Consider the following 22,712-nt stretch of genomic DNA (forward strand, 5'->3'; position numbering starts at 1 on the left):
ACCATGTAAACGCAGCGGCAACCGATCCTGTGAGGTGTGAATGAAAAAAATTTCGTTCATGCCGCGACAGCATGGATTTCTAGAAGGCCACCAAGTCCAATTCGCCGGCGAGCTGTTCGAGCCGGGCCAGGTCCACGTCGATGATTTCACCGTTCTCCACGCCTTGGGGTTCCTTGGTACCGGATAGCGCGTCGCGAATGGTGCGCATGGTGGCCCCATGGCTGACAATCATGATTTTGCGCCCGGCATGCCTGCTGGCGATGTCCAGCAGCGCCGGGACCGCGCGGCTCAAGATGTGCGCACGCGGCTCAATCTGCTCTGCGGCAGCAGCCGATTCCTCGTCACTGACCTCCGCCATGATCCGGCCTTCCAACGGGCCGAAACCGCGTTCAATGAGTTCCGGAACGGCGTTGCCCGTCGCTGCTCCGATCTGCTGGGCAATCAGCACGGCAGTTTCCTGGGCGCGTTCCAAGGGGGAAGCCAGAACCAGCGAGAAGCCTTCGCCGATGAGCTTGCGCCCGACCTCGCGCGCTTGTTCGCGACCGGTCTCGTTCAACGGAATGTCGGTACGCCCCTGCAGGCGGCCTGCAAGGTTCCAATCGGTCTGCCCATGCCGTACCAGTGCGAACGAAGTATCCATGACTCCAGCCTACCGGTGCAGCAGATGTCGAAGAATCTCCGATATCAGGCCCGATACGCAACGTTACGACTCATAGTTGGGTCACGAACGGTCATGTTGCGAAGATTATTACACCATCCCGAGCGGCTGAGAGATCTGGTTCGATGACGCCGCAGCAACCTGCCACATCCGGTGGTTACGGTGCTACCGCCAGAAACGATGCAGCCGCTTACCCGTTGGAGAACGGCAGGAAGCGACATTGATTCCGGGATTCCTGCCTCGATCGCGGCCCGCCCTGCGGTGCACGTGAAACCCCCGTCGACAAGGAGTCGTAAGCCACCATGGCAGATCACAAGTTTGGATTCCGCACCCGCGCCCTGCATGCCGGAGGCACTCCCGATGCCGAGCATGGCTCACGCGCAGTGCCCATCTACCAGACCACGTCGTTCGTGTTCAAGGACGCTGACGATGCGGCCAACCTCTTTGCCCTGCAGAAGTACGGCAACATCTACTCGCGCATCGGCAACCCGACCGTGGCGGCCTTCGAAGAGCGCATGGCTTCGCTGGAAGGCGGCATCGGCGCGGTAGCCACCGGTTCGGGCATGGCCGCGGAATTCGTCACCTTCGCGGCGCTGGCCCAGGCCGGCGACCACATTGTGGCTTCCTCGAAGCTCTACGGCGGCACCATCACCCAGCTGGATGTCTCGCTGCGCCGTTTCGGCGTCAACACCACCTTCATCGATTCCAACGATCCAGCAGACTTCGAAGCCGCGATCCAGGAGAACACCAAGGCTGTCTACACCGAGGTGGTGGCCAACCCATCCGGCGACATCGCTGACCTGAAAGGCCTGGCCGAGGTGGCTCACCGCCACAACATCCCGCTGGTCGTGGATTCGACGCTCACTCCCCCATACATCCTGCGCCCGATCGAGCACGGCGCGGATATCGTGATCCACTCGGCCACCAAGTTCATCGGCGGGCACGGCACCACCCTGGGCGGCGTGGTCATCGAGTCAGGCAAGTTCAACTGGGGCAACGGCAAGTTCCCCACCATGACCGAACCGGTAGCCAGCTACGGCAATGTCTCCTGGTGGGACAACTTCGGAGAGTACGGCTTCTTGACCAAGCTGCGCAGCGAGCAGCTGCGCGACTTCGGTCCGTCCCTTCCGGCCCAGTCGGCGTTCCAGCTGCTGCAGGGCCTGGAGACGCTGCCGCAGCGCATGGACAACCACCTGTCCAACGCCAAGCAGGTCGCTGCCTGGCTGGAATCCGATGAGCGCGTGACCTACGTGAACTACGCGGGGCTGGATTCCCACCCGCAGCACGAGCAGGCCAAGGAGCTGCTGCCCTTGGGCGTCGGCTCGGTCTTCAGCTTCGGCGTGAAGGGCGGACGCGAAGCCGGTGCGAAGTTCATCGAGGCCCTGCAGCTGGCCAGCCACCTGGCCAACATCGGCGATGCCCGCACCTTGGTGCTGCACCCGGCCTCCACCACGCACCAGCAGCTGAGCGCCGAGCAGCTGGTCTCCGCCGGCGTGCCAGAAGACTTGATCCGCTTGTCGGTAGGCCTGGAAGACGTCGAGGACATCCTTTGGGATCTGGACCAGGCATTAACTGCTTCGCAGGAAGCTATCGCCGGTTCCTCCGCCGAGTTCGAAGCACCGACCTATGACGGTTCCGCCTGTGCCTTGCCAACCGCTTCGAAGGGAGCAAACTAATGACTGCCGTTGAAACCACTTGGGAAGGCCCGGGAGCCGCGCAGCGCCTGGAGATCCTGCGCGGCACCAAGACCATCGCCATTGTCGGCGCCTCGAACAAGCCATCGCGCGCCAGCTATTTTGTGGCTACCTATCTGCTCTCCTCCTCCAAGTACAAGGTGTACTTCATCAATCCTGTACTCGATGAGATCCTGGGCCAGCCGGTATACAAGTCGCTGGCTGATCTTCCGGAAACCCCGGATCTGGTGGAGGTCTTCCGCAAGCATGATGATCTGCCCGGTGTCCTGGACGAGGCCCTGGCCGTGGGCGCGAAGACCCTGTGGCTGCAGCTGGGTTCCTGGCACGAGGAAGTGGCACATCATGCCGAGGCCGCAGGCATGAACGTGGTCATGGACCGCTGCGTGAAGATCGAGCACGCCCGCTTCCACGGCGGTTTGCGCCTGGCCGGATTCAACACCGGCGTGATTTCCTCCAAGCGCCAGGTCCTCGCCTAGGAAATCCTGAACTCCAACTAATGGGTGCATGCAACATCCCGTTGCATGCACTCATTTTTGTTCGGAACAGCTCCATAGTTTCCGTGAAGGCCAACGGGACTGGGCTTTTCCCGCTGCGCATTCGGCAGGAACGTACAGTTCACCGGAGCAATCATGCGCGATGCAATTTCCTCAATTCCCCCAAAACCCACTCAAAACCAAATAAAGCCAAAAATTCTCCACATTTTCACTTGACGATGCCACACAATCGGGCATAAAGTCATGGAAACACAGATCAATGTGTTGCACGTCATGAGGAATTGCGGAGGCATGAATGTTCGCCGAAGAACGACACCGGCTGATCGTTGAGCAGCTGGAAGCTGACGGGAAAGTAACCGTCGCCCAGCTCGCGCAGCGCTTCGACATCACCCGGGAAACCGTGCGGCGGGATCTGGCCCTGATGGAATCCGAGAACTACCTGCGCCGCGTCCACGGCGGAGCGGTCACCATCACCGAGGCCAGCACCCGCGAGGAAAGCTACGTGGTGCGCACCGCCATCCATTCAGAGTCCAAGGCCCGCATCGCCCAGCGCGCGCTGAGCCTGCTGCCGGTCTCCGACGCCTCAGTCATCATCGACGCGGGAACCACCACGGAAATCCTGGCCGAACGCATGCTCAAGAGCACCGCGGGCACCGGACTGGTGGTCATCACGCACGCCCTGCCCATCGCCGCTGCCCTGGTCCACAGCCCGGATATCGCCTTGGAGCTGATCGGCGGGCGGGTCCGCGGCATCACCGGCGCCTCCAGCGGAGCCCGCACCGTGCAGGAATACTCCCAGTACCGGGCGGACATAGCCTTCATCGGCACCAACGGGCTGCATGCAGGATTCGGCCTGAGCACCCCGGACCCGCTGGAAGCCGCCGTCAAGCGCGCCCTGGTCGCCAGCGCCCGCCGCGTGGTGCTGCTGGCCGACGGATCCAAATTCGACCAGGAAACCCTGGTCTGCTTTGCCCGGTTTGAAGACATCGACACACTGGTCACCGACCAGCAGCCCGGCGAGGAGCTCGCTGCCGCGCTGGAAGCCGCGGATGTCGAGGTGGTGATCGCATGATCATCACGCTGACCGCCAATCCGGCACTGGACAAAACCATCGAGCTGGGCGAGCCGCTGGCTCCCGGTGCCGTGCAGCGCGCTGTGGCCAGCCATGTCCAGGCGGCAGGCAAGGGAGTGAACGTCTCGCGCGCCATCGCCGCGGCGGGTGGCGCCACCTTGGCCGTGCTGCCCGGAGCCAGCACCGACCCGCTGGTCACCGCGCTGGCCCACGACCAGCTGGCTCACCGGAACCTGCCGATCGCCGAAGCGCTGCGCACCAACACCACCCTGACCGATCCCGATGGCACCACCACCAAGATCAATGAGCCAGGTCCCGCCCTTGATGCGCAGCAGCTGGCCGAGCTCGGCGAGCTGGTCGCCGAAGCGGCCGCCGGCGCCAGCTGGCTGGTGATGGCCGGCTCGCTGCCGCCGGGAGTTCCCGCCGGCTTCTATGCGCAGCTGACCTCAAAATTGCGCGCGGCCTTGGGCGCAAAGTGCCCGAAGATCGCCGTGGACACTTCCGGCGCACCGCTGCTCGAGCTCTTTGCCCACGGCCAGCAGCACATCCCAGACCTGGTCAAGCCCAACGCCGAGGAACTGGCGCAGCTGGCTGGCGGCCACAGCGAAGCGGCACTGGAAGGCTCCATCGAGCTGGCCGCCAGCTGCGCGCAGCAGCTGCTGGACCGGGGCGCCGGCGCGGTGCTGGCCACGCTCGGGGCACAGGGCGCGCTGCTGGTCACCAAGCAGGGCGCCTGGCATGGTTCGCACACCCCGATCATCCCGCGCAGCACCGTGGGGGCTGGCGATTCCTCGCTGGCCGGCTACCTGCTGGCCGATGCCGCTGGGGCCAGCGCCCCTGAACGGCTGAGAAACGCCGTCGCCTACGGAGCTGCGGCAACGCAGCTGCCTGGCTCCACCATCCCGACAGAATCCGATCTCACCGCTGGCGCCGTAACCGTCAGCGAACTTACCTCAACGCAAGGAACCGAGTCATGAGTGAACTAATCACCGCAGAGCTCGTGCTGCTCGACGCCGACCTGGGCAACAGCACGAGCGAGGTCATCGAGCAGCTGGCCCTGCTGGTGGCCAACCAGGGGCGCGCCACCGATGCCGCCGCACTGGCCGCCGATGCCAAGGCCCGCGAAGCCAAGACCGCGACCGGGGTGCCCGGCGGCATCGCCATCCCGCACTGCCGTTCGGCAGCGGTCACCGAACCGACCCTGGCCATGGTCCGGCTGGCCCCGCCGGTGGACTTCGGCGCGAAGGACGGCGAAGCCGACCTGGTGTTCTTCATTGCCGCCCCGGACGGCGCCGACCAGGCCCACCTCAAGCTGCTCTCCAAGCTGGCCCGCGCGCTGGTGAAGAAGCCGTTCACCGCTTCGCTGCGCGAAGCAGGCAGCGAAGCGGAGATCGTCGAGCTGATCCGCGCCGTGGTCTCCGACGCTCCTGCGGTCTCCGTCCCCTCCGCTTCCCCGGCTTCCAGCCCTGCCGCCGCACCGGCCGCTGCGGCCGTTGCCAAGAAGAAGATCATTGCGGTCACCGCCTGCCCTACCGGCATTGCCCACACCTACATGGCCGCCGATTCGCTGGCCCAGGCCGCCGGCGAAATGGGTGTCGACTTCGCGGTGGAAACCCAGGGCTCCTCGGGTTCCACCCCGCTGGATCCGGCGGTCATCGAAGCCGCCGACGCAGTGATTTTCGCGGTGGACGTGGATGTGCGCGACCGCGGCCGCTTTGCGGGCAAGCCGGTGATCCAGGTTCCGGTCAAGCGCGGCATCGACGAACCGGCGAAGCTCATCAATGACGCCATCGCCGCCTCCGAAGACCCCAAGGCGGCCCGGGTTCCGGCTGGTGCCGCCGCGTCCAGCGAGGAATCAGCGGGCAGCGAATCCTTCGGCGCAGGCCTGAAGCGCGCGCTGCTCACCGGCGTCTCCTACATGATCCCGTTCGTCGCCGGCGGCGGTCTGCTCATCGCGCTGGGCTTCCTGCTCGGCGGATACGCCATCACCGATGTAGCAGACCAATACTTGACCGAGAATACGCTGTTCAACTTGCCGGAAGCCGGCTTGCTTGCCTACCTCGGTGCGGTGGCGTTCAAGATCGGCGGACTGTCCATGGGCTTCCTGGTCCCAGCGCTGGCCGGTTACATCGCCTACGCCTACGCCGACCGTCCGGGCATCGCCCCGGGCTTCACCGCGGGTGCCGTGGCCGGCTTCATGGGAGCCGGATTCATTGGCGGCATCGTCGGCGGTATCATCGCCGGCCTGGCCTGCCGCTGGATCAATTCCTGGACCGTGCCGCGCTGGCTGCGCGGGCTGATGCCAGTGGTCATCGTGCCGTTGCTTGGTTCCATTATCGCTTCGGGCTTGATGTTCCTGTTCCTCGGCGGTCCGATCGCCCAGCTCACCGAAGCCCTCAATGGCTGGCTCTCGGGCATGTCCGGCACCGCGGCAGCTATCCTCGGCCTGATCCTGGGCCTGATGATGGCCATCGATTTGGGCGGACCGGTCAACAAGGTCGCTTACTCCTTCGCGGTAGCCGGCTTGGGTGCCGGCTCGGTGGCCGAGAACCCGGCCCCGCTGATGATCATGGCCGCCGTGATGGCCGCCGGCATGGTTCCGCCGCTGGCGATGGCCCTGGCCACCGCCGTCTCCCCGAAGCTGTTCACCGGGGCGGAACGCGAAAACGGCAAGGCGGCCTGGCTGCTGGGCGCCGCCTTCATTTCCGAAGGCGCTATCCCCTTCGCCGCGGCCGACCCGCTGCGCGTCATCCCGGCTTCCATGGTGGGCGCCGGGGTCACCGGCTCGCTGATCATGAGCTTCGATGTGCTCTCCCAGGCACCGCACGGCGGCATCTTCGTCTTCTTCGCCATGGATAACACCTGGCCGATGTTCCTGCTGGCCACCGTCATCGGTACTCTGGTTTCCGCGGCGCTGGTGATCGTCCTGAAGAAATATGTCCGCAAGGCCCCCGCGGGAGCCGTTGAAGAGGCAAAGGCCGCAGCATGAGCCAGGCATTCACCGGAGTAGGCGTCAGCGCCGGACGGGTCATCGGATCCGTGCGCCGCATGCCCGAACCGATCCTCCCGCCCGCAGACGGCGCCCCTTTGCCGGCAGGCTCCAGCCCGGAAGCCGAGGCCGAGCGCCTGGCCGCGGCCGCGCAAGCGGTTGCCGCGCAGCTCAAGGAGCGCGCGGCGCAGGCCACGGGCGATGCCCAAGCGGTGCTCAAGGCCACCGCGCTGATGGCCAGCGACCGCACCCTGCTCAAGTCCGCCACCAAGCTGGTCGCCTCCGGCACCTGCGCCGAATCGGCCATCTGGGAGGCCGCCGATGCGGTGGCCACGCAGCTGTCGGCCCTCGGCGGCTACATGGCCGAACGCGCCGGGGACGTGCTCGACGTGCGCGCCCGCATCGTCGCGCAGCTGCGCGGCGTGCCCGCACCGGGCATCCCCGACTCGGATGAGCCGTTCATCCTGGCCGCGGTGGACCTGGCTCCGGCCGATACCGCGACATTGGATCCGGCGAAGGTGCTGGCGCTGGTCACCTCCGATGGCGGGCCGCAATCGCATACCGCCATCATCGCCCGCTCGCTGGGCCTTCCGGCCGTCGTGGCGGCGCCCGGCACCACCGCGCTGGCCGATGGGGACCAGGTCTTCGTCGACGGCATCGACGGGCTGGTCATCGCCGATCCCGGAGCAGCCGAAGAGCACCTGGCCGCCACCTACGCCAACCGCGAGGAGCTGCCGGAGTTTTCCGGCAACGGCCAGCTTTCTGACGGGCACCATGTCCCGCTGCTGGCCAATGTGGGCAGCGGCGTCGACGCGCAGCTGGCAGCCGCGGCGGGAGCCGAGGGCGTGGGCCTGCTGCGCACCGAATTCTGCTTCTTGGGCAAGGACAAGGAACCGACCCGCGAAGAGCAGGTCGAAGCCTACGGTGCGGTGTTCGCCGCCTTCGGCGGCCGGAAGGTCGTGGTGCGCACACTGGATGCCGGGGCCGACAAGCCGCTGCCGTTCCTGACCGATGCCAGCGAGCCGAACCCCGCCCTGGGCGTGCGCGGCTACCGCACGACCCTTGCCAGCCCCGGTGTGCTCGAACGCCAGCTCGAAGCCATCGCGCAAGCCGCCAGCGAGCACCAGGCCGAGGTCTGGGTGATGGCGCCGATGATTTCCATTCCATCCGAAGCGCAGCAGTTCGCGCAGCTTGCCAAGGCAGCCGGGCTGGCCACCGCCGGGACGATGATCGAGGTCCCTTCGGCGGCCATGCTGTCAGGCCAGATCCTGCAGCGCTGCGATTTCGTCTCCATCGGCACCAATGACCTGACCCAGTACACCATGGCGGCGGACCGCCAGCTCGGTGCCCTGGCCGAGCTCAACGATCCCTGGCAGCCGGCAGTGCTGCACATGGTGGCCGCCACCGCCGCCGGTGCCAAGGCAGCTGGTGGCAAGCCGGTTGGCGTGTGCGGCGAGGCCGCCGCCGACCCGGCCCTGGCAGTGGTGCTGGTGGGGCTGGGCGTGAGCACCCTGTCCATGAACAAGCGTGCCTTGGCACCGGTCGCCGCGGTGCTGCGCACCGTGGATTTGGCCACCGCACAGCGCCTGGCCCAGCTGGCCCTGGACGCCGAGTCCGCCGAGGCGGCACGCAGTGCCGTGCGCGCGCAATTGGGCGAGCTGGACCGCTTTGGCCTCTAGGCCCCCGGAATTTACCGCAATCAACCATTTACGAGAACCTGAAGGAGCCATCATGGCAGAACGTACAGCAATCATCGGAAGCCGCGTCGGACTGCATGCCCGCCCGGCAGCCATCTTCGCCGAGGCCGCGGCCGAAGCGCCCGTTGAGGTCACCATCGCCCACGAGGGCGAACCCGCCGACGAGGCGCTGGACGCGTCCAGCATCCTCTCGCTGATGGGCCTGGGCGCGGAATACGGTTCCACCGTCGTGCTGCGGGCCGAGGGAGAAGGGGCCGAGGCCGTCCTGGAGCAGCTGGCCGCCATCCTGGAAACCGACCACGACGCCGAGTAGTTTCCAGCGGTTTCCCGGGGATCATGCGCCATCGCATGGTCCCCGGTTTCTTTGAATCCCGCTCATTGGTGATTTGAACTCAATCACTGGATATGCCCCTAATTAGAAGGAGGGGCTCGGCGCGGGAGCTGGCGGTTCCGCCGCCATATGTTCAAGGGCAAGCATCCTTCGGGACATTGAATCTGCGTGGCACTAGACTCAGCACATGGCAATTGACAAAAGTGGCCAAGGGGCCCAATTACGCGAGTATCTGAACGATGCCCGCGAAGCAATCTTGTGGAAATGCGAAGGATTGAGCGATGCCCAAGCACGGACGCCGCTGACAGCAACAGGCACCCACGTCATGGGGTTGCTGCTTCATCTGGCCGTCACCGAAGCCGGGTACTTCATCGAATGCCTTGGGCAGAAGATTGAGAATCCCCTGATCCGAGACATCATGGCAGACGATGACGCCCAGGCCGATTTCCGTCCGCCGTCGAATATGACCTTGACTGATGCCATGAATCTGTACCGTGAGGCAACCAGCGCAGCCGATGAGGTTCTGGATCATTCTGAACTGAATTCCCCTGCCGTTGTTCCATGGTGGGGAACGCATCGGCACACGACTGTAGAGCGTCTCTTGATCCATATGATCGCCGAGTCCCATCGCCATGCAGGTCACATGGACATCGTGCGCGAGCAATTGGACGGGTTCGTCGGGTTGCGCCCCGCAGCTCCCAACATCCCAGATCTGACGCCCGCACAGTGGGACGAAGAACGCTTGCGGCTGCGCGGAATTGCCGACAACGCATAACTCGTCAACAACCGGCTGGTCTTGCCTAGAGCAGGAATACCCAGCCGGCAGCTGATGGTTTTCAGATGAGACCGCTGGCAAATCCCATACTGACCACCACGGGTGAAGGCCGCGACCCATCGCTGGCCATGACGACGTAGCAACTCTCGATTGCCATGTTCTGCTAACGGAAGCAACGCTCAACGATGACAGATTCTGAACCGGTTACTGCACAAGAGCTTCGGATACCATTACCCCTTTGGACGGTTCTGATTCGCATTGCCTCCATGATCGGAGTCCTGGTAGCTGCGTTGCTGCTCGCGGTGGCCCTGGCCAACTCATCCGACCCGACCTCATATGGGAGCCTGCGGACCCGTATCCTCAGTGGACTTGTCATTTCTGGCCTCATTATCGCTATGCTCCTGGCCCTCATTCGTTGTTCAGGGCACCGCGGACTCGACGTTGCCGGTTTCACGACAGCCGTCAGGGACTTGCGAGCGTTCTGCCTGGGCTTCATTGCGTGGTCTGTGCCCGCGGCCGCGACATTCTTTGTTCTCGCGCTACTCGGCAGCCCATTGCAGGTCGCAGCGCCCTCCGCCGAATTCTGGCTTGTGCTTCTCCTGCTCTTCTTCGCGGTGCTCTTATCTGAGGCGATCCCCGAGGAACTTGTGTTTCGCGGGTACGTGTCCGCGGTTCTTGCTGAGCGGTTGTCCTCGTGGTGGGTCATCGGAGTGCAGACTGCGCTCTTCGTTGCTACTGCGGTCCTGCTCCGCGGCGGAGCCAACCCGCTCGACGTGTCATTGTTCGCTGCCATGGGATTTGTGCTGGGCTATGCTCGACTCGTCACTGGCAGCGTGTGGACTGCCGTCGGTATCCACGTCGCTTTCCAAACCGCATCCCAACTCGTCTTCACCCATAGCATCATCAAGTTCGACGGTTCACCGGAACTCGCGATGATCGCGCTCGGCGCGGTGCCGTTCACGGGGCTCGCTATCCTGGCCTCGGTTCCTGGTATCGGGAGAACCCGCGAGTAAGGAACTGTTGATAGTACGATTCCGCCTCAATCACGGACGAGGCCGGGGCCGATGGCGAAGGAGCCGAAGCTACCCTGGTGCAGCTGGCCGCCATCCTGAAAACTGATCATGACGCCGAGTAGCTCCCAGAAATCTTTTAATCCCACCCACTGATTGACAGAACTCAATCACTGGATGGATGATAGTTCCTACGCACTACCGCAGGAGCTTTCATGAGCGCGCTCAAAACCTCTGCGTTGCGCCTCATCAAGCCGTTCGCCTATCGCGACTACGCCCTGCTGGCCAGCGCACTCGTCTTCTCCACCTTTGCCGCCGGCATGTGGGCCGTGGCAATGGTCTACCAGGTGCGCCGCCTGGGCGGTGGACCGGTGGAGCTGTCTGCGGTTGCCACCGCGAATGCCGCAGGGCTGCTGTGCTTCGTGCTACTCGGCGGGATCATGGCGGACCGCCATTCCTGCCGGCGGATCGTGATGCTGGTCGAGGCGCTGTCGCTGGCGGTCATGGGCGTCACCGCGGTGCTGGCCATGACCGAGGTCCTGCAGCTGTGGCACCTGATGCTTGCCGGCTTCTGCACCGGGGCCGGCTCGGCCTTCTTCTTCCCGGCCTACTCCGCACTGCTGCCCAAGATGCTCCCCGCCGAGCAGCTGCTGGCGGCTAATGGGCTGGAGGGAACCGCCCGTCCGGTGGTGCACACCGCCCTGGGCCCGATGGCCGCCGGCTTCGTGGTGGCCGCACTGTCGCCGGCGCATGCCATCATCGGCATCTCGGTGATCCACTTGGCGGCGCTGCTGATGCTGCGCAGGATCCCCAACCGCCAGGCATACAACGCGCCGGGGCCAGTTGACGGCCAGGGGCAGCCCGGGATGCTGCGCCAGCTGCGCGAGGGCATCGGCTACACGGTGCGCACCCGCTGGCTGCTGTGGACGCTGCTGTTCTCGGTCATTTCCGTGTTCACCTTCATCGGCCCCTTCGAGGTGCTGCTCCCGTTCATCGTCAGCGGCAACCTGCACGGGGATGCCCAGCTGTTCAGCTTCGCCCTGGCCTTCTTCGGCCTCGGTTCGGCAATCGGCTCGCTGCTGGTTGCCTCCGCGAAATTTCCGCGGCGCTACCTGAGCCTGATGACCGCTTGCTGGTGCCTGGGCACCCTGCCCCTGGCTTTGGTGGGCTATGTCGATGAAGCCTGGATGCTGTTCGCGATCCTGCTGGCCTTCGGCATCACCGACGCCGTGGGCATGGTCATCTGGGGCACCCTGCTCCAGCGCCGGGTGCCGGGCCATCTGCTCGGACGGATCTCCAGCCTGGATTTCTTCGTCTCGCTGGCGCTGATGCCGCTGTCCATGGCGGCCGCCGGGCCCTTGACCCAGGTGCTCAGCCTGCAGGCGATTTTCATCATCGCCGGCCTCGCCTCGCCATTGTTCGGAATCATCGCCTGGTGGGCAGGGAAATTTGCCCACGACGAGATCGCGCATCCGCTCTCGGACCCAGTCCCGGCCGCGCTGGACGGCGAGCGCGGCTGAGAGGCTCCGGCCAGCTGGCGTTAGGCGAGCACGGATCAAATTCCCAGCGGCTTTGGGCGTGTAGGTCCCGGGCGTCGCTGCGGGATGGCGAGATGGTGGAAGGATGATTTCCCGTTTGCCCGGCGTGGCGCGCCGGTCCCTGCTGCTGCCGCTGTCACTGGCCTGCCTGGTTTCATGTTCCCCGGTATCTGCACCTGCGCCCGATGCGCAACCGACCGCCTCTGCCACCAGCGAGCAGGTGGACTGCACCGTGGCCCGCTGCGTTGCTCTGACCTTCGATGACGGTCCCGGCCAATACACCGGACGGCTGCTCGACGAACTGGAGGCGGCGGATGCGCCAGCGACCTTCTTCCTCGTCGGGAAGAACATCGCCAAGTACCCCGAGACGGTCAAGCGCATGGCTGCCGAAGGCCACCAGCTGGGCAGCCACACCTGGGACCATGCGGATCTCACGTCGCTGACCCGGGAGCAGATAGAGCATGAGCTGGGGTGGACCAGCGATGCGGTGGAAAAGGCTGCCGGGAAGAAACCGACCGTCTTCCGGCCCCCCTATGGGAGCCACGGCGCCGTTTATGATCGACTGGTCCCCTACCCGTTGGTGCTATGGGATGTGGACACCCTGGATTGGAAGCACCATGATCCGAAGAAGACCGTGCGCATCGCCATGGACGAAGCCCAGCCGGGATCGATCATCCTGATGCATGACATCCATGAGAGCTCAGTCAAGGCCGTGCCGGATCTGGCGAAGAAATTGAAGGCCGCTGGCTACACCCCGGTCACCGTGGACCAGCTCTTCAATGGCCAGCTGGAGAACTCGAAGGCCTACGCCTCGGCGCCGGCTCCCGGCTCTGCCAAATAGCTGCCCGCCAACGGCTGCCGCTCAGGGAGCCTGCTCTGCGTAGAGCCGCAGCTGGTCCAGCTTGTCGCCTTCGCTTTCACGGATATTCGCCGCCAGCTCCTCGCACTGCTCCACTGTCAGGTCCGGATTGATGATCGCCACCTGCAGCACTACCTCGGTGTGCCCCGCGTCATCCTTCAGGTCGTAGCGGTAGGAGAGCCCATCGGGATTTTCCGAGGTATGCAGGATCAGCAGGCGGTTCTCGATAAGGTCATGGACGCGATACACGCGTTCATGCCCGGCCACGCGGTACACGAGGTTGGTGCCGACCTTGAGTTCCGGGTCGTCCGAATGCATGGAACCGATGCCATGGATCCACAAGGGTGTTGCTGCCCAATCGGTAAGCAGCTCCCAGACACGGTGCACCGGCAAGTGGATGACCACGGTGCTCTCGAAGACGCTGAACTGGCTCATATGCGAATAGTGCCACCCTCGGCGGCCAAATGGAATAGTTCCACGGCTGTTGCCATGCGATCCATTTCCCGCTATCCAACGGCAAAGGCCGGCACCCAGCGAGCATGGTGCTGCTGGGTGCCGGCCTAAGCCGGGGGAAGACTTACCAGTCTTCGTCGCCGTCGTCATCTGCCTCGGAGATGCCCAGTTCGGGCTCGTTCTCGAGGTCGAAGTTGTACCAGGCCTCGGTGAAGTCGGCCATAGCGTCCAATGCGTCCTGCGCGTCGGAATCCAGCACCTCCATCGCCTCAGGGCTGTTGAGCACTGCGGTCACTGCGAGGAACGGGTGATTGTCGAAGTAATCGGTGGGGGTGGCATCCCCGTTGAACGTCAGGTTCTCGCTCTGCGCGAAGAGTTCGACGTACTGAGCCACTGCCTCAGGCAGACGGGTCAGGTTAATGCCAGTCAGGGACTCATTGTAGATTTCAGCAGTCGCGTCGGCCCACTGCTCAATGAGCTCTTCGCTCATCTGTGCCATCAGATTATCCACCTCGTGGTCGGGGTTCTAGTGCTCACGGGATTCGGTAGCAATTCATCTTATTTCCTCAGCGGGCGCGTGCCAAGACAGAACGGCCCGCGCGGTTGTGATCTTCTACGCGCTACGGCGGTGGCCCGAAGCTGGCCGCTGGACAGTACCAGGTTCGGGCCTGCCTCGGCTTCCTGGTTAAAAGCGTCCAGCGGGCATCGTCCACAACGATACCCGCTGGAATTGCGCATCGCAGACCAGACGGTTTGCTGAAGAGAGCAAGCGCCTAGTAGGCCTTGACGCCCTGCTCCACCACCAAGTGGATCAACGCGAACTGCTTATTCTCGTCGATAGCCCGCAGCGCACTTGCCAGTGCCGCCGGAACATCTGCATCATCCTCGACGCGGACGCCGAAGCCGCCGAAGGACTGCGCCATCAACGCGAAGTCGGGATTCAGCAGCTGGGTTCCGGAGACACGTTCCGGGTACTGGCGTTCCTGGTGGGTGCGGATGGTTCCGTACTGTTGGTTGTCCATGATGATCACCAGCGGGGTGGCGCCGTACTGGGCGGCAGTTGCCAGCTCCTGGCCGTTCATCAAGAACTCGCCGTCACCGGCGATGCTCACCACGCGGCGGCCCGGGTAATTCAGCGATGCGGCGACCGCCGAAGGGATCGAGTAGCCCATGGAACCGTTGCGTGCCGAGAGCATGGAAGCGTAGCCGTTGGTCGGGAAGTAGCGGTGGGCCCAGTTGGTGTGCTCGCCGGCGCCGAAGGTCACCATGGCATCTTCCGGAAGGGATTCGACCAGATTGGCCATCATGGTGGCCATCTTTGCCTGGCCTTCGGATGGCTGTGCCGGTGGAAGCTCGGCGAACTTCTCCTGCTCGCCACGCATCCGCGAGGTCCATTCCTTCCAGGATTCCTTGACCGGCAGATCCATCAGCAGCAGGTCGCGGACGAAGACATCCGGCTTGGCGACAATCTGGTGCGATACCGGGCCGGAACGCCCGCGCAGCGACGGGTCGATGGTGACGAGGAAGTTCTTCTTGTCCCAGTTCTGGCGGACGTTGAAGCCGTCGGTGATGACATCGCCTGGAACCGTGCCGACGAAGATCAGCAGGTCAGTTTCCTCGAGCAGATCATAGGTCGGCTTGGGGCGGCCGTAGCCGATCGGTCCGACATAGGATGGCGAGTTGAAAGGCACGGTGCCCTCGCAACGCCATTCGGCAGCGGCCGGCAGGTCGTGCTCCTCGAGCCAGCGGGTGAAGTCCGCGGCACCCTCGTGGGACCAGTCGTTGCCACCGAAGATGAACAGCGGCTTGTCTGCTTCCTGCAGGGCGGAGTTCAGCGCCTTCCAGTCGGTTACGGTCATGCCGCCGGTGGCCACCGGGATTTCCGGGTGGATTTCGGCAGAAATTTCGTTGCGGATGATGTCTTCCGGCAGGCCGACAACCACCGGGCCCGGGCGTCCGGACATCGCGGCGAACATTGCCTCGGCGACGACTTCGCTGGCGCGATCGGCGTGGTCCAGAATCATGACGCGCTTGGCGCCGGTGCCGAACCATGCCTTCGGATCGAATTCCTGAAAGGCTTCCTTTTCACGGTGCTCGAACGGGATCAATCCCACGAACAGCACCAGCGGGGTCGAGTCCTGCCATGCGGTATGCAGGCCGACGTGGGCATTGGCGGCTCCAGGTCCGCGGGTCACCATGGCAACGCCGGGACGCTGGTGCATCTTGCCTTCGGCTTCGGCCATGTAGGTGGCTCCGCCTTCGTGGCGGCAGACCACGGTTTCGATTGGCGAGTTATGCAGCCCGTCCAGGACATCCAGGTAGCTTTCACCCGGTACTACGTAGGCTCGTTCCACGCCGTGCGCGGCAAGCGTGTCGACAATGACGTGTCCGGCCGACTTCTTCGTCAGGCCCTGACCTTTTTCACTCATCTTCTAGGCGTCTTTCTGGTTTCGGGAAATCATCTGACGCAACGGCGGGGAAACGGCCCTGCTGGCCAACGATGCAACGCTGCGTCAACCTGAAACAGTACTAAACAAGCTGCGACTGCACACATTGCCGATCGAATGCTACGCATATGTGACACGATGCCGTACGTGAAGCATATTTCGACGCAAAATGTCTAGAAAGTTTCACTGGATGGAACAGTTTGATTCATCACATTACGGCTGGCGCGAGCCGGGTGGCAGGCAATAATTGCCAATTTCATTGATCGGCGACTTAAGCGCGAGTAGCCTATGGTGCAACAAAAGTTTACTTACGGTAAGCGCTGCATGCGCCCGGACATCGAGGTTCTCCATGGAATTCATCAACGGCGCGATTGTCGCCGCCTATCTGGCCGCAATGCTGGCCTTTGGCTGGTGGGGCAAGTCCCGCACCAAGAACAGCAGCGACTACCTGGTGGCCGGCCGCCGCCTCGGCCCGTTCCTCTATACCGGAACCATGGCCGCAGTGGTGCTTGGCGGCGCCTCCACCGTGGGCGGCGTGGGCCTGGGCTACAAGTGGGGCATTTCCGGCATGTGGCTCGTGGTCGCCATCGGCGCCGGCGTGATCCTGCTGTCGCTGGCGTTCGCCCCGACGCTGCAGAAGCTCAAGGTCTTCACCGTTTCGCAAATGCTCTCCCTGCGCTATGGAAGCCAGACAGCTACAAACACCTCCGGCATCGTCATGCTGGCCTATACGCTGATGCTCTGCGCCACCTCCACCAGCGCCTACGCCACCATCTTCGTGGTGCTCTTCGGCTGGGAGAAATGGCTGGCCATCGCCATCGGCGGCGCCATCGTGGTCGTCTATTCGACCATCGGCGGCATGTGGTCCATTACCCTGGCCGATCAGGTGCAGTTCATCATCAAGACCATCGGCATCTTCGCCCTGATGCTGCCGTTCTCCATGCATGCCGCCGGCGGCCTGGACGGCATCCGCGAACGCATCGGTGCAGAATTCTTCGACATCACCGGCATCGGCGTGCAGTCCATCATCACCTACTTCGTGGTCTACACCCTGGGCCTGCTGATCGGTCAGGACATCTGGCAGCGCGTGTTCACCGCGAAGACCCCGAAGGTTGCCCGCTGGGGCGGCACCACCGCCGGGATCTACTGCATCATCTACGGCATCGCCGGCGCGCTCATCGGCATGGCGGCCAAGGTCGCCCTGCCGGATATCGCCGGGGCGGCAGACAACAAGGACGTGGTCTACGCCGAGGTCGCCACCCAGCTGCTGCCGGTAGCCGTGGGCGGATTGGTCATGGCCGCCGCCGTGGCCGCGATGATGTCCACCGCGTCGGGCGCGCTGATTGCAGCGGCTACCGTGGCCCGTACCGACGTGACCCCATTCGTGGCCAGCTGGTTCGGCGAGGATATCCAGGTGAACACCGATGTCAACCCGGAGCACGACGTACGGGCGAACCGCATTTGGGTGCTGGTCCTCGGCATCGTCACCGTGACCCTGGCGATCCTCGTCGACGACGTGGTCGCCGCGCTGACCATCGCCTACGACATCCTGGTCGGCGGCCTGCTGGTGGCCATCATCGGCGGCCTGCTGTGGAAGCGCGGCAACGGCGCGGGCGCAACTGCGTCCATGGCCGTGGGCACCGTGGTCACGCTGGGCACCATGATCATCTTGGAGATCCAAGCTGAGAACAAGTTCGATGGCGTCTACGCCAACGAACCGATCTACTATGGCCTGATCGCGTCCGCGGCGACCTTTGCCGTGGTCTCCGCTGTCACCAAGGCCACCGATTCCAAGGTGCTCACCCAGTGGAACTTGCGGGTCTCGGGCAAATCCAAGGAAGAAGGCGTCAGCGTCGAACCGTAGCCGCTCCGCTGGCGGAAGGTTCTCCTCTGGGCACCGGTACTCCGCTTATGACAGGTATGAGGAAACCCCCAGCAGGATGCTCCTACTGGGGGTTTCCTCGTAACTGTCGGAACTAGTCGTTGATCAGATCGTGGCGCACGATGGTCTGGTCGCGGTCAGGACCCACGCCAATGGCGGAGATCCGGGTGCCGCTGATCTTCTCGAGGGCCAGGATGTAGTTGCGGGCGTTCTCCGGCAGGTCTTCCAGGGTCTTGGCCCCGGAGATGTCCTCGGTCCAGCCCGGGAAGTACTCGAAGATCGGCTTCGCGTGGTGGAACTCGGTCTGCGTCATCGGCATCTCGTCATGGCGCACGCCATCCACGTCGTAGGCAACGCAGACCGGGATCTGCTCGATGTTGGTGAGCACATCCAGCTTGGTCACGAAGTAGTCGGTGAAGCCGTTCACGCGCGAAGCGTGGCGGGCCAGCACCGCGTCGTACCAGCCGCAACGACGTGGGCGCCCGGTGTTCACGCCGTACTCGCCGCCGGTCTTCTGCAGGTAGATGCCCATGTCGTCGAACAGTTCGGTGGGGAACGGGCCGGCACCCACGCGGGTGGTGTAGGCCTTGATGATGCCGATCGAACGGGTGATGCGGGTCGGGCCGATGCCCGAGCCCACCGAAGCGCCGCCGGCGGTCGGGTTGGAAGAGGTCACGAACGGGTAGGTGCCGTGGTCCACGTCCAGGAAGGTGGCCTGGCCGCCTTCCATCAGCACGACCTTGTCCTCGTCCAGCGCCTTGTTCAGCTCGTAGGTGGAGTCGATCACCAGCGGGCGCAGGCGCTCGGCGTAGGACAGGAAGTACTCGACGATTTCCTCGACCTCAACGCTGCGGCGGTTGTAGATCTTGACCAGCAGCTCGTTCTTCTGGCGCAGCGCGCCTTCGACCTTCTGGCGCAGGATCGATTCGTCGAAGACGTCCTGCACGCGGACGCCCAGGCGTCCGACCTTGTCCATGTAGGCCGGGCCGATGCCGCGGCCGGTGGTGCCGATGGCCCGCTTGCCCAGGAAGCGTTCGGTGACCTTGTCCATGGTCTGGTGGTACGGGGCCACCAGGTGGGCGTTGGCCGAAACGCGCAGCTTGGAGGTATCGGCACCGCGGGACTCCAGGCCATCGATCTCTTCGAAGAGGGCCTCAAGGTTCACCACGCAGCCATTTCCGATAATCGGAGTGGCATTCGGGGAAAGGATGCCGGCTGGAAGGAGCTTGAGCTCGTACTTCTCGCCGCCTACGACCACTGTGTGCCCGGCGTTGTTGCCGCCGTTTGGCTTCACTACGTAGTCGACCTTGCCACCGAGCAGGTCGGTAGCCTTTCCTTTGCCTTCATCGCCCCATTGGGCTCCGACGATCACGATTGCTGGCATGGGATCCTCCCCCTTGCTTTAAGCAGCGGTTGCGGCGTGCTTAGCGCCGTCCCGGCACGGTGCCGGGCAAAAAATATACCCCTGTCCTGCTCACTGAAACCCGGAGGTCCGTTGCAAGAGTTAGGGGCTCTTACGACCAAAGTTTACCGAAACGATTAGCGAATCTCGAGCTGTAGGTCACGGAGCCAAGGTTATTCGTGGATATCCGCGGCATTTTCAAGCAAACTTGACCCTGATACAGTGTGAGGGCGGAGAACTGAAGCATGTTATCCATCGGGGCGTTTGCGCAGATCGGCCAGGTGACCCACCGCATGCTGCGGCACTGGGATGCCGCCGGGGTGCTCAAGCCCGCCCACGTAGACCCGTTCAGCGGCTACCGTTCCTACGACCCTTCCCAGCTTCAGCGCTTGCATCAGATAGTGGCCTTGCGCGAGCTGGGTTTCGGCTTGGAAGAGGTTTCCTTGGTCCTGGATCAGGGAACCACCACGGAAAAGATTGCTGAGCACTTGCAGCACCGTGCCGCGCAGGTCGAGGCCGAACATCGGCTCGCCACGCAGCGGCTGGCCGATGTGCAACGGCGCCTGCGCTTGATCTCGAAGGAGAATCTCATGTCACGCATTGAAATCATCCATAAGCCACTGCCCGCAGTGCGCTTGGCCGCAGGCCGCTTAACGGTGGCCGAGCAAGCTGAAATCGCTGGTCGCATCGGCCCGCTCTTCGACAGCATCGCGCAGTCCATTCAGGGCCAAAGCCTTGCCACGCCCATTGCGCAATACAACGGAACCGAAGATGGAGTAGAGGTCATCGCCGGATACGCCACTAGCGCTCCCGACCTTGCCGATGTCGAAATCATCGAGCTCCCCGCGGTGCCCGAAGCCATCTGCGGAGTGCACCTTGGCTCCATGGACACCATCCATGAAAGCTGGCAGGCCGTGCACGAAGAAGTCCTGGCCCGCGGCTTGGTTCCGACCGGTCCATGCCGCGAAGTCTACGTGCGTGCCGTATCAGAAGACCAAGCGGATTGGGTGACCGAACTTCAGCAGCCGGTCGGCACCCCTTAACCCACATCCTCCGAACTGCCTCGGCTGGCCCTGGCCGTTGCCAATGAAGGCAGCGGCCACTATCAGGTACGGCACGCAAGTGAATGCAATTCAACGGATAGACGCAAGATTGCCCACGACGCTACAAGGTGAGGTACGGACAGGTCGGGTCGTCTTGCCCCATGTATGCCGCCACCGGTGGACGTTCATCTTCCTCCACCGGAATTCCATGAGTGTTCTGACTACAGGGTCTCCGATAAACGCTGTGGCGCTGTGATGCTTACCCTGCCGGATGGGAAGTAGAGCGGCGCGGCATAAGCACCGGCATGGCTCGCCTAATGGGGTTTGGGTCCGGATTTGCCAGCAGGTCGAGAGCCGTTTCTGCAATATTGTCGAAGGGCACACGAACCGATGTGAGGGACACCGGAAGCCGCTCCGCCAAAGGTATGTCGTTGTAGCCGACGATTGAAAGGTCACGCCCAATTTTCAATCCCGCCTGTTCAGCAGCGGTCATGATTCCTATGGCGATGTTATCGTTGGCGGCAAAGATCGCCGTTGGCGGATCTTGAGCCAGTAGCTCTTTGCCAAACGCTATGCCTGCCTCGATACCGTAACTGGCAAAGATGATCCTGGATGCATCAATGCTGATTCCACCCTCCTCCAGCGCCTGCTTAGCGCCGGCTACTCGATCGTGGGCGCTGGAAGTGAATTCCGGACCGGTAATTATTGCAATGTTCTTATGCCCGAGATCTACCAGATGGCGCACGGCAAAGTAGCCACCCTGGAAATCGTCGCCAAGCGAAGAGGGGCTGGTGCCGTCGGTTCGAAGTACCAGTGCGTGGCGCAGGCTTTTTTGCCGCAGCGAGGCCGGCAGCGTGTCATCCATGCGCGCTGTTGCCAGAATGACACTGTCCACATTGCGGTCCAGCAGTCGTTCCACTGCTTGGATCTCGTCGTCAGGGTCATCACCGCTTGTTGTCACCACAGCGACATGTCCGCGCTTGCGCGCCGCGCGCTCAATGGCTTCGAACATGAGTGCCATGACCGCGTCAGTCAATCGGGGAACAACCACTCCAATCAGAGTGGTCTCTCCACGGCGCAGGCTGGAGGCATAGGTATTGCGACGGTAGCCCAGTTCTTCGGCAATTTCCCTGACGCGCTTGGCGGTTTCGGATTTTGACTGGATGCGATCGTCGAGGACACGGCTGACCGTCGAAGTGCTAACACCAGCCTTCACCGCGACATCACGCAAAGTGACTGGTCGATGAATCATTTCATGCATTGCGAAACCTCCCTACCCAAAGAATTTTATCAGTGACGCGAGTTACCCCTTGACATGATTCAGATCATACATTCATACTTGAAATCGTTCCTGCAAACGTTCCCGTGAACGATTGCAAAATCCAAGTTAGGAGACATTGAAATGACTATTGACCTGCGTGGACTCAGCCCTGCACCAGTTACCCCATTCACCGAATCCGGCGCCATCGACTTCGAAGCCATCCAGCGCCTAGGATCGTGGCTCGGTTCGATCGATGGCGTGAAATCGCTTGTTGTTCTCGGACATGCGGGCGAAGGAACGTTCCTGACCCAGGCAGAACAGGCAGACGTCATCAAGGCCTTCCGTGACAGCGTCAACGGCGAAATCCCGATCATCGCCGGCATTACCCAAGAAGGCAATGCAGTCGCCGCCGAAGAGGCAAAGCGTGCAGTCGAGGCTGGCGCCAGCGCCGGACTGGTTTACCCGTCGCACGGCTGGCTGCGCTTTGGCTACCAACAGGGGGCACCGCAGACTCGCTACCGCGCCATCTACGAGGAAAGCGGGCTGCCCTCGATCTTGTTCCAGTACCCGGACAACACCAAGGCCACCTACGATCTGGACACGCAATTGGAGATTGCTGGACAGGAAGGCGTCTTCGCGACCAAGAACGGCGTGCGCAACATGCGCCGCTGGTACACCGAGATTCCCGCACTGCGCGAAGCCTACCCGGAGCTGCAGATCCTCTCCTGCCATGACGAGTACCTGCTGCCCACCATGTTCGATGTTGACGGCCTGCTGGTCGGTTACGGCAATATCGCGCCAGAGTTGCTGATCCAGCTCATCGAAGCTGGCAAGGCCCGCGACTACGAACGCGCCCACCAGATCCACGAACAGCTGCTCCCGGTAACCAAGAATGTCTACCACCGGGGATCCCACATGGAAGGAACCGTCGCCCTGAAATGGGGGCTGGTGAATCGGGGAATCCTGGACCATGCCACAGTCCGCACCCCGTTGCTACCGCTGGCAGAAGGTGCTGACAAGGAAATTGCTGATGCCTTCGCCGCGGCAGGCCTGAGCCGAGTCTCGGCCTAGCCTGGCCCTGTCGTGTCGGGCGGTCTGCAAATATCA

20 protein-coding genes and 1 riboswitch are annotated in these 22,712 nt (G+C 63.3%); of the genes, 14 read left to right on the forward strand and 6 right to left on the reverse strand.

Going from position 1 to position 22,712, the window contains the following annotated elements; genetic code table 11:
- Positions 1-79: 79 nt before the first annotated feature.
- Positions 80-640 (reverse strand): histidine phosphatase family protein, encoded by a 561-nt coding sequence (locus tag ANI01nite_RS07050; protein WP_141356996.1) that lies wholly within the window; start codon positions 638-640, stop codon positions 80-82.
- A 110-nt stretch (positions 641-750) separates the two neighbouring features.
- Positions 751-862, forward strand: a riboswitch (SAM riboswitch).
- Between the two features lie 98 nt (positions 863-960).
- Here ANI01nite_RS07050 and ANI01nite_RS07055 point away from each other — a divergent pair.
- The 11 genes from ANI01nite_RS07055 to ANI01nite_RS07105 all read left to right on the forward strand — a co-directional run bounded on the left by ANI01nite_RS07055 (position 961) and on the right by ANI01nite_RS07105 (position 13,099).
- On the forward strand, positions 961-2,334 hold the full coding sequence (locus ANI01nite_RS07055) for an O-acetylhomoserine aminocarboxypropyltransferase/cysteine synthase family protein (protein ID WP_141356998.1): 1,374 nt from the start codon (positions 961-963) through the stop codon (positions 2,332-2,334).
- Positions 2,334-2,828 (forward strand): CoA-binding protein, encoded by a 495-nt coding sequence (locus ANI01nite_RS07060; RefSeq protein WP_141357000.1) that lies wholly within the window; start codon positions 2,334-2,336, stop codon positions 2,826-2,828. Before ANI01nite_RS07055 ends, ANI01nite_RS07060 begins: the two co-directional genes overlap by 1 nt.
- A 313-nt stretch (positions 2,829-3,141) precedes the next feature.
- On the forward strand, positions 3,142-3,918 hold the full coding sequence (locus ANI01nite_RS07065) for a DeoR/GlpR family DNA-binding transcription regulator (RefSeq protein WP_141357002.1): 777 nt from the start codon (positions 3,142-3,144) through the stop codon (positions 3,916-3,918).
- A complete protein-coding gene (locus ANI01nite_RS07070) occupies positions 3,915-4,895 on the forward strand; it encodes a 1-phosphofructokinase family hexose kinase (RefSeq protein ID WP_141357004.1) in 981 nt (326 codons plus the stop codon). The genes ANI01nite_RS07065 and ANI01nite_RS07070 overlap by 4 nt, the downstream gene beginning before the upstream one ends.
- Positions 4,892-6,907: a PTS fructose transporter subunit IIABC gene (locus tag ANI01nite_RS07075; RefSeq protein ID WP_141357006.1), complete on the forward strand. Its 2,016-nt coding sequence runs from the start codon at positions 4,892-4,894 to the stop codon at positions 6,905-6,907. The genes ANI01nite_RS07070 and ANI01nite_RS07075 overlap by 4 nt, the downstream gene beginning before the upstream one ends.
- Positions 6,904-8,586 carry a phosphoenolpyruvate--protein phosphotransferase gene (ptsP, locus tag ANI01nite_RS07080; RefSeq protein WP_141357008.1) on the forward strand — a complete coding sequence of 561 codons (1,683 nt, stop codon included), beginning with the start codon at positions 6,904-6,906 and terminating at the stop codon, positions 8,584-8,586. Before ANI01nite_RS07075 ends, ptsP begins: the two co-directional genes overlap by 4 nt.
- 52 nt (positions 8,587-8,638) lie before the next feature.
- On the forward strand, positions 8,639-8,917 hold the full coding sequence (locus ANI01nite_RS07085) for an HPr family phosphocarrier protein (RefSeq protein ID WP_038991974.1): 279 nt from the start codon (positions 8,639-8,641) through the stop codon (positions 8,915-8,917).
- A 205-nt stretch (positions 8,918-9,122) separates the two neighbouring features.
- Positions 9,123-9,710 (forward strand): DinB family protein, encoded by a 588-nt coding sequence (locus tag ANI01nite_RS07090; protein ID WP_141357010.1) that lies wholly within the window; start codon positions 9,123-9,125, stop codon positions 9,708-9,710.
- A 266-nt stretch (positions 9,711-9,976) separates the two neighbouring features.
- Positions 9,977-10,723 carry a CPBP family intramembrane glutamic endopeptidase gene (locus ANI01nite_RS07095; RefSeq protein ID WP_170214595.1) on the forward strand — a complete coding sequence of 249 codons (747 nt, stop codon included), beginning with the start codon at positions 9,977-9,979 and terminating at the stop codon, positions 10,721-10,723.
- 212 nt (positions 10,724-10,935) lie between these two features.
- The gene (locus ANI01nite_RS07100) at positions 10,936-12,240 is read left to right on the forward strand and encodes an MFS transporter (protein WP_141357014.1); all 1,305 of its coding nucleotides are present in this window, start codon (positions 10,936-10,938) and stop codon (positions 12,238-12,240) included.
- Between the two features lie 103 nt (positions 12,241-12,343).
- Entirely contained in the window at positions 12,344-13,099 is a 756-nt protein-coding gene (locus ANI01nite_RS07105; protein ID WP_141357015.1) for a polysaccharide deacetylase family protein, read from the forward strand.
- Positions 13,100-13,120: 21 nt separating this feature from the next.
- Here the strand turns inward: ANI01nite_RS07105 and ANI01nite_RS07110 are convergent, their stop codons facing one another.
- The 3 genes from ANI01nite_RS07110 to ANI01nite_RS07120 form a co-directional block, all read right to left on the reverse strand.
- Positions 13,121-13,552, reverse strand: a complete 432-nt coding sequence (locus tag ANI01nite_RS07110; RefSeq protein WP_038991977.1) for an SRPBCC family protein — start codon at positions 13,550-13,552, stop codon at positions 13,121-13,123.
- A gap of 142 nt (positions 13,553-13,694) precedes the next feature.
- The gene (locus ANI01nite_RS07115; RefSeq protein ID WP_038991978.1) at positions 13,695-14,069 is read right to left on the reverse strand and encodes a hypothetical protein; all 375 of its coding nucleotides are present in this window, start codon (positions 14,067-14,069) and stop codon (positions 13,695-13,697) included.
- 274 nt (positions 14,070-14,343) lie between these two features.
- Entirely contained in the window at positions 14,344-15,999 is a 1,656-nt protein-coding gene (locus ANI01nite_RS07120; RefSeq protein ID WP_141357019.1) for a thiamine pyrophosphate-dependent enzyme, read from the reverse strand.
- A 367-nt stretch (positions 16,000-16,366) separates the two neighbouring features.
- Here ANI01nite_RS07120 and ANI01nite_RS07125 point away from each other — a divergent pair, with 367 nt between their 5' ends.
- Positions 16,367-17,881, forward strand: a complete 1,515-nt coding sequence (locus ANI01nite_RS07125; protein WP_141357021.1) for a sodium:solute symporter family protein — start codon at positions 16,367-16,369, stop codon at positions 17,879-17,881.
- Positions 17,882-17,993: 112 nt separating this feature from the next.
- Here the strand turns inward: ANI01nite_RS07125 and ANI01nite_RS07130 are convergent, their stop codons facing one another.
- Positions 17,994-19,283, reverse strand: a complete 1,290-nt coding sequence (locus ANI01nite_RS07130; RefSeq protein WP_141357023.1) for an adenylosuccinate synthase — start codon at positions 19,281-19,283, stop codon at positions 17,994-17,996.
- A gap of 263 nt (positions 19,284-19,546) precedes the next feature.
- Here ANI01nite_RS07130 and ANI01nite_RS07135 point away from each other — a divergent pair, with 263 nt between their 5' ends.
- Positions 19,547-20,344, forward strand: a complete 798-nt coding sequence (locus ANI01nite_RS07135; protein ID WP_141357025.1) for a MerR family transcriptional regulator — start codon at positions 19,547-19,549, stop codon at positions 20,342-20,344.
- Between the two features lie 259 nt (positions 20,345-20,603).
- Here ANI01nite_RS07135 and ANI01nite_RS07140 read toward each other — a convergent pair whose 3' ends face one another.
- The gene (locus ANI01nite_RS07140) at positions 20,604-21,605 is read right to left on the reverse strand and encodes a LacI family DNA-binding transcriptional regulator (RefSeq protein WP_141357027.1); all 1,002 of its coding nucleotides are present in this window, start codon (positions 21,603-21,605) and stop codon (positions 20,604-20,606) included.
- A 141-nt stretch (positions 21,606-21,746) separates the two neighbouring features.
- Between ANI01nite_RS07140 and ANI01nite_RS07145 the strand changes: the two genes are divergently transcribed.
- Positions 21,747-22,676 (forward strand): dihydrodipicolinate synthase family protein, encoded by a 930-nt coding sequence (locus ANI01nite_RS07145; RefSeq protein WP_141357029.1) that lies wholly within the window; start codon positions 21,747-21,749, stop codon positions 22,674-22,676.
- Positions 22,677-22,712 lie beyond the last annotated feature (36 nt).

It is taken from the genome of Glutamicibacter nicotianae, assembly GCF_006539525.1.
Lineage (GTDB): Bacteria > Actinomycetota > Actinomycetes > Actinomycetales > Micrococcaceae > Glutamicibacter > Glutamicibacter nicotianae.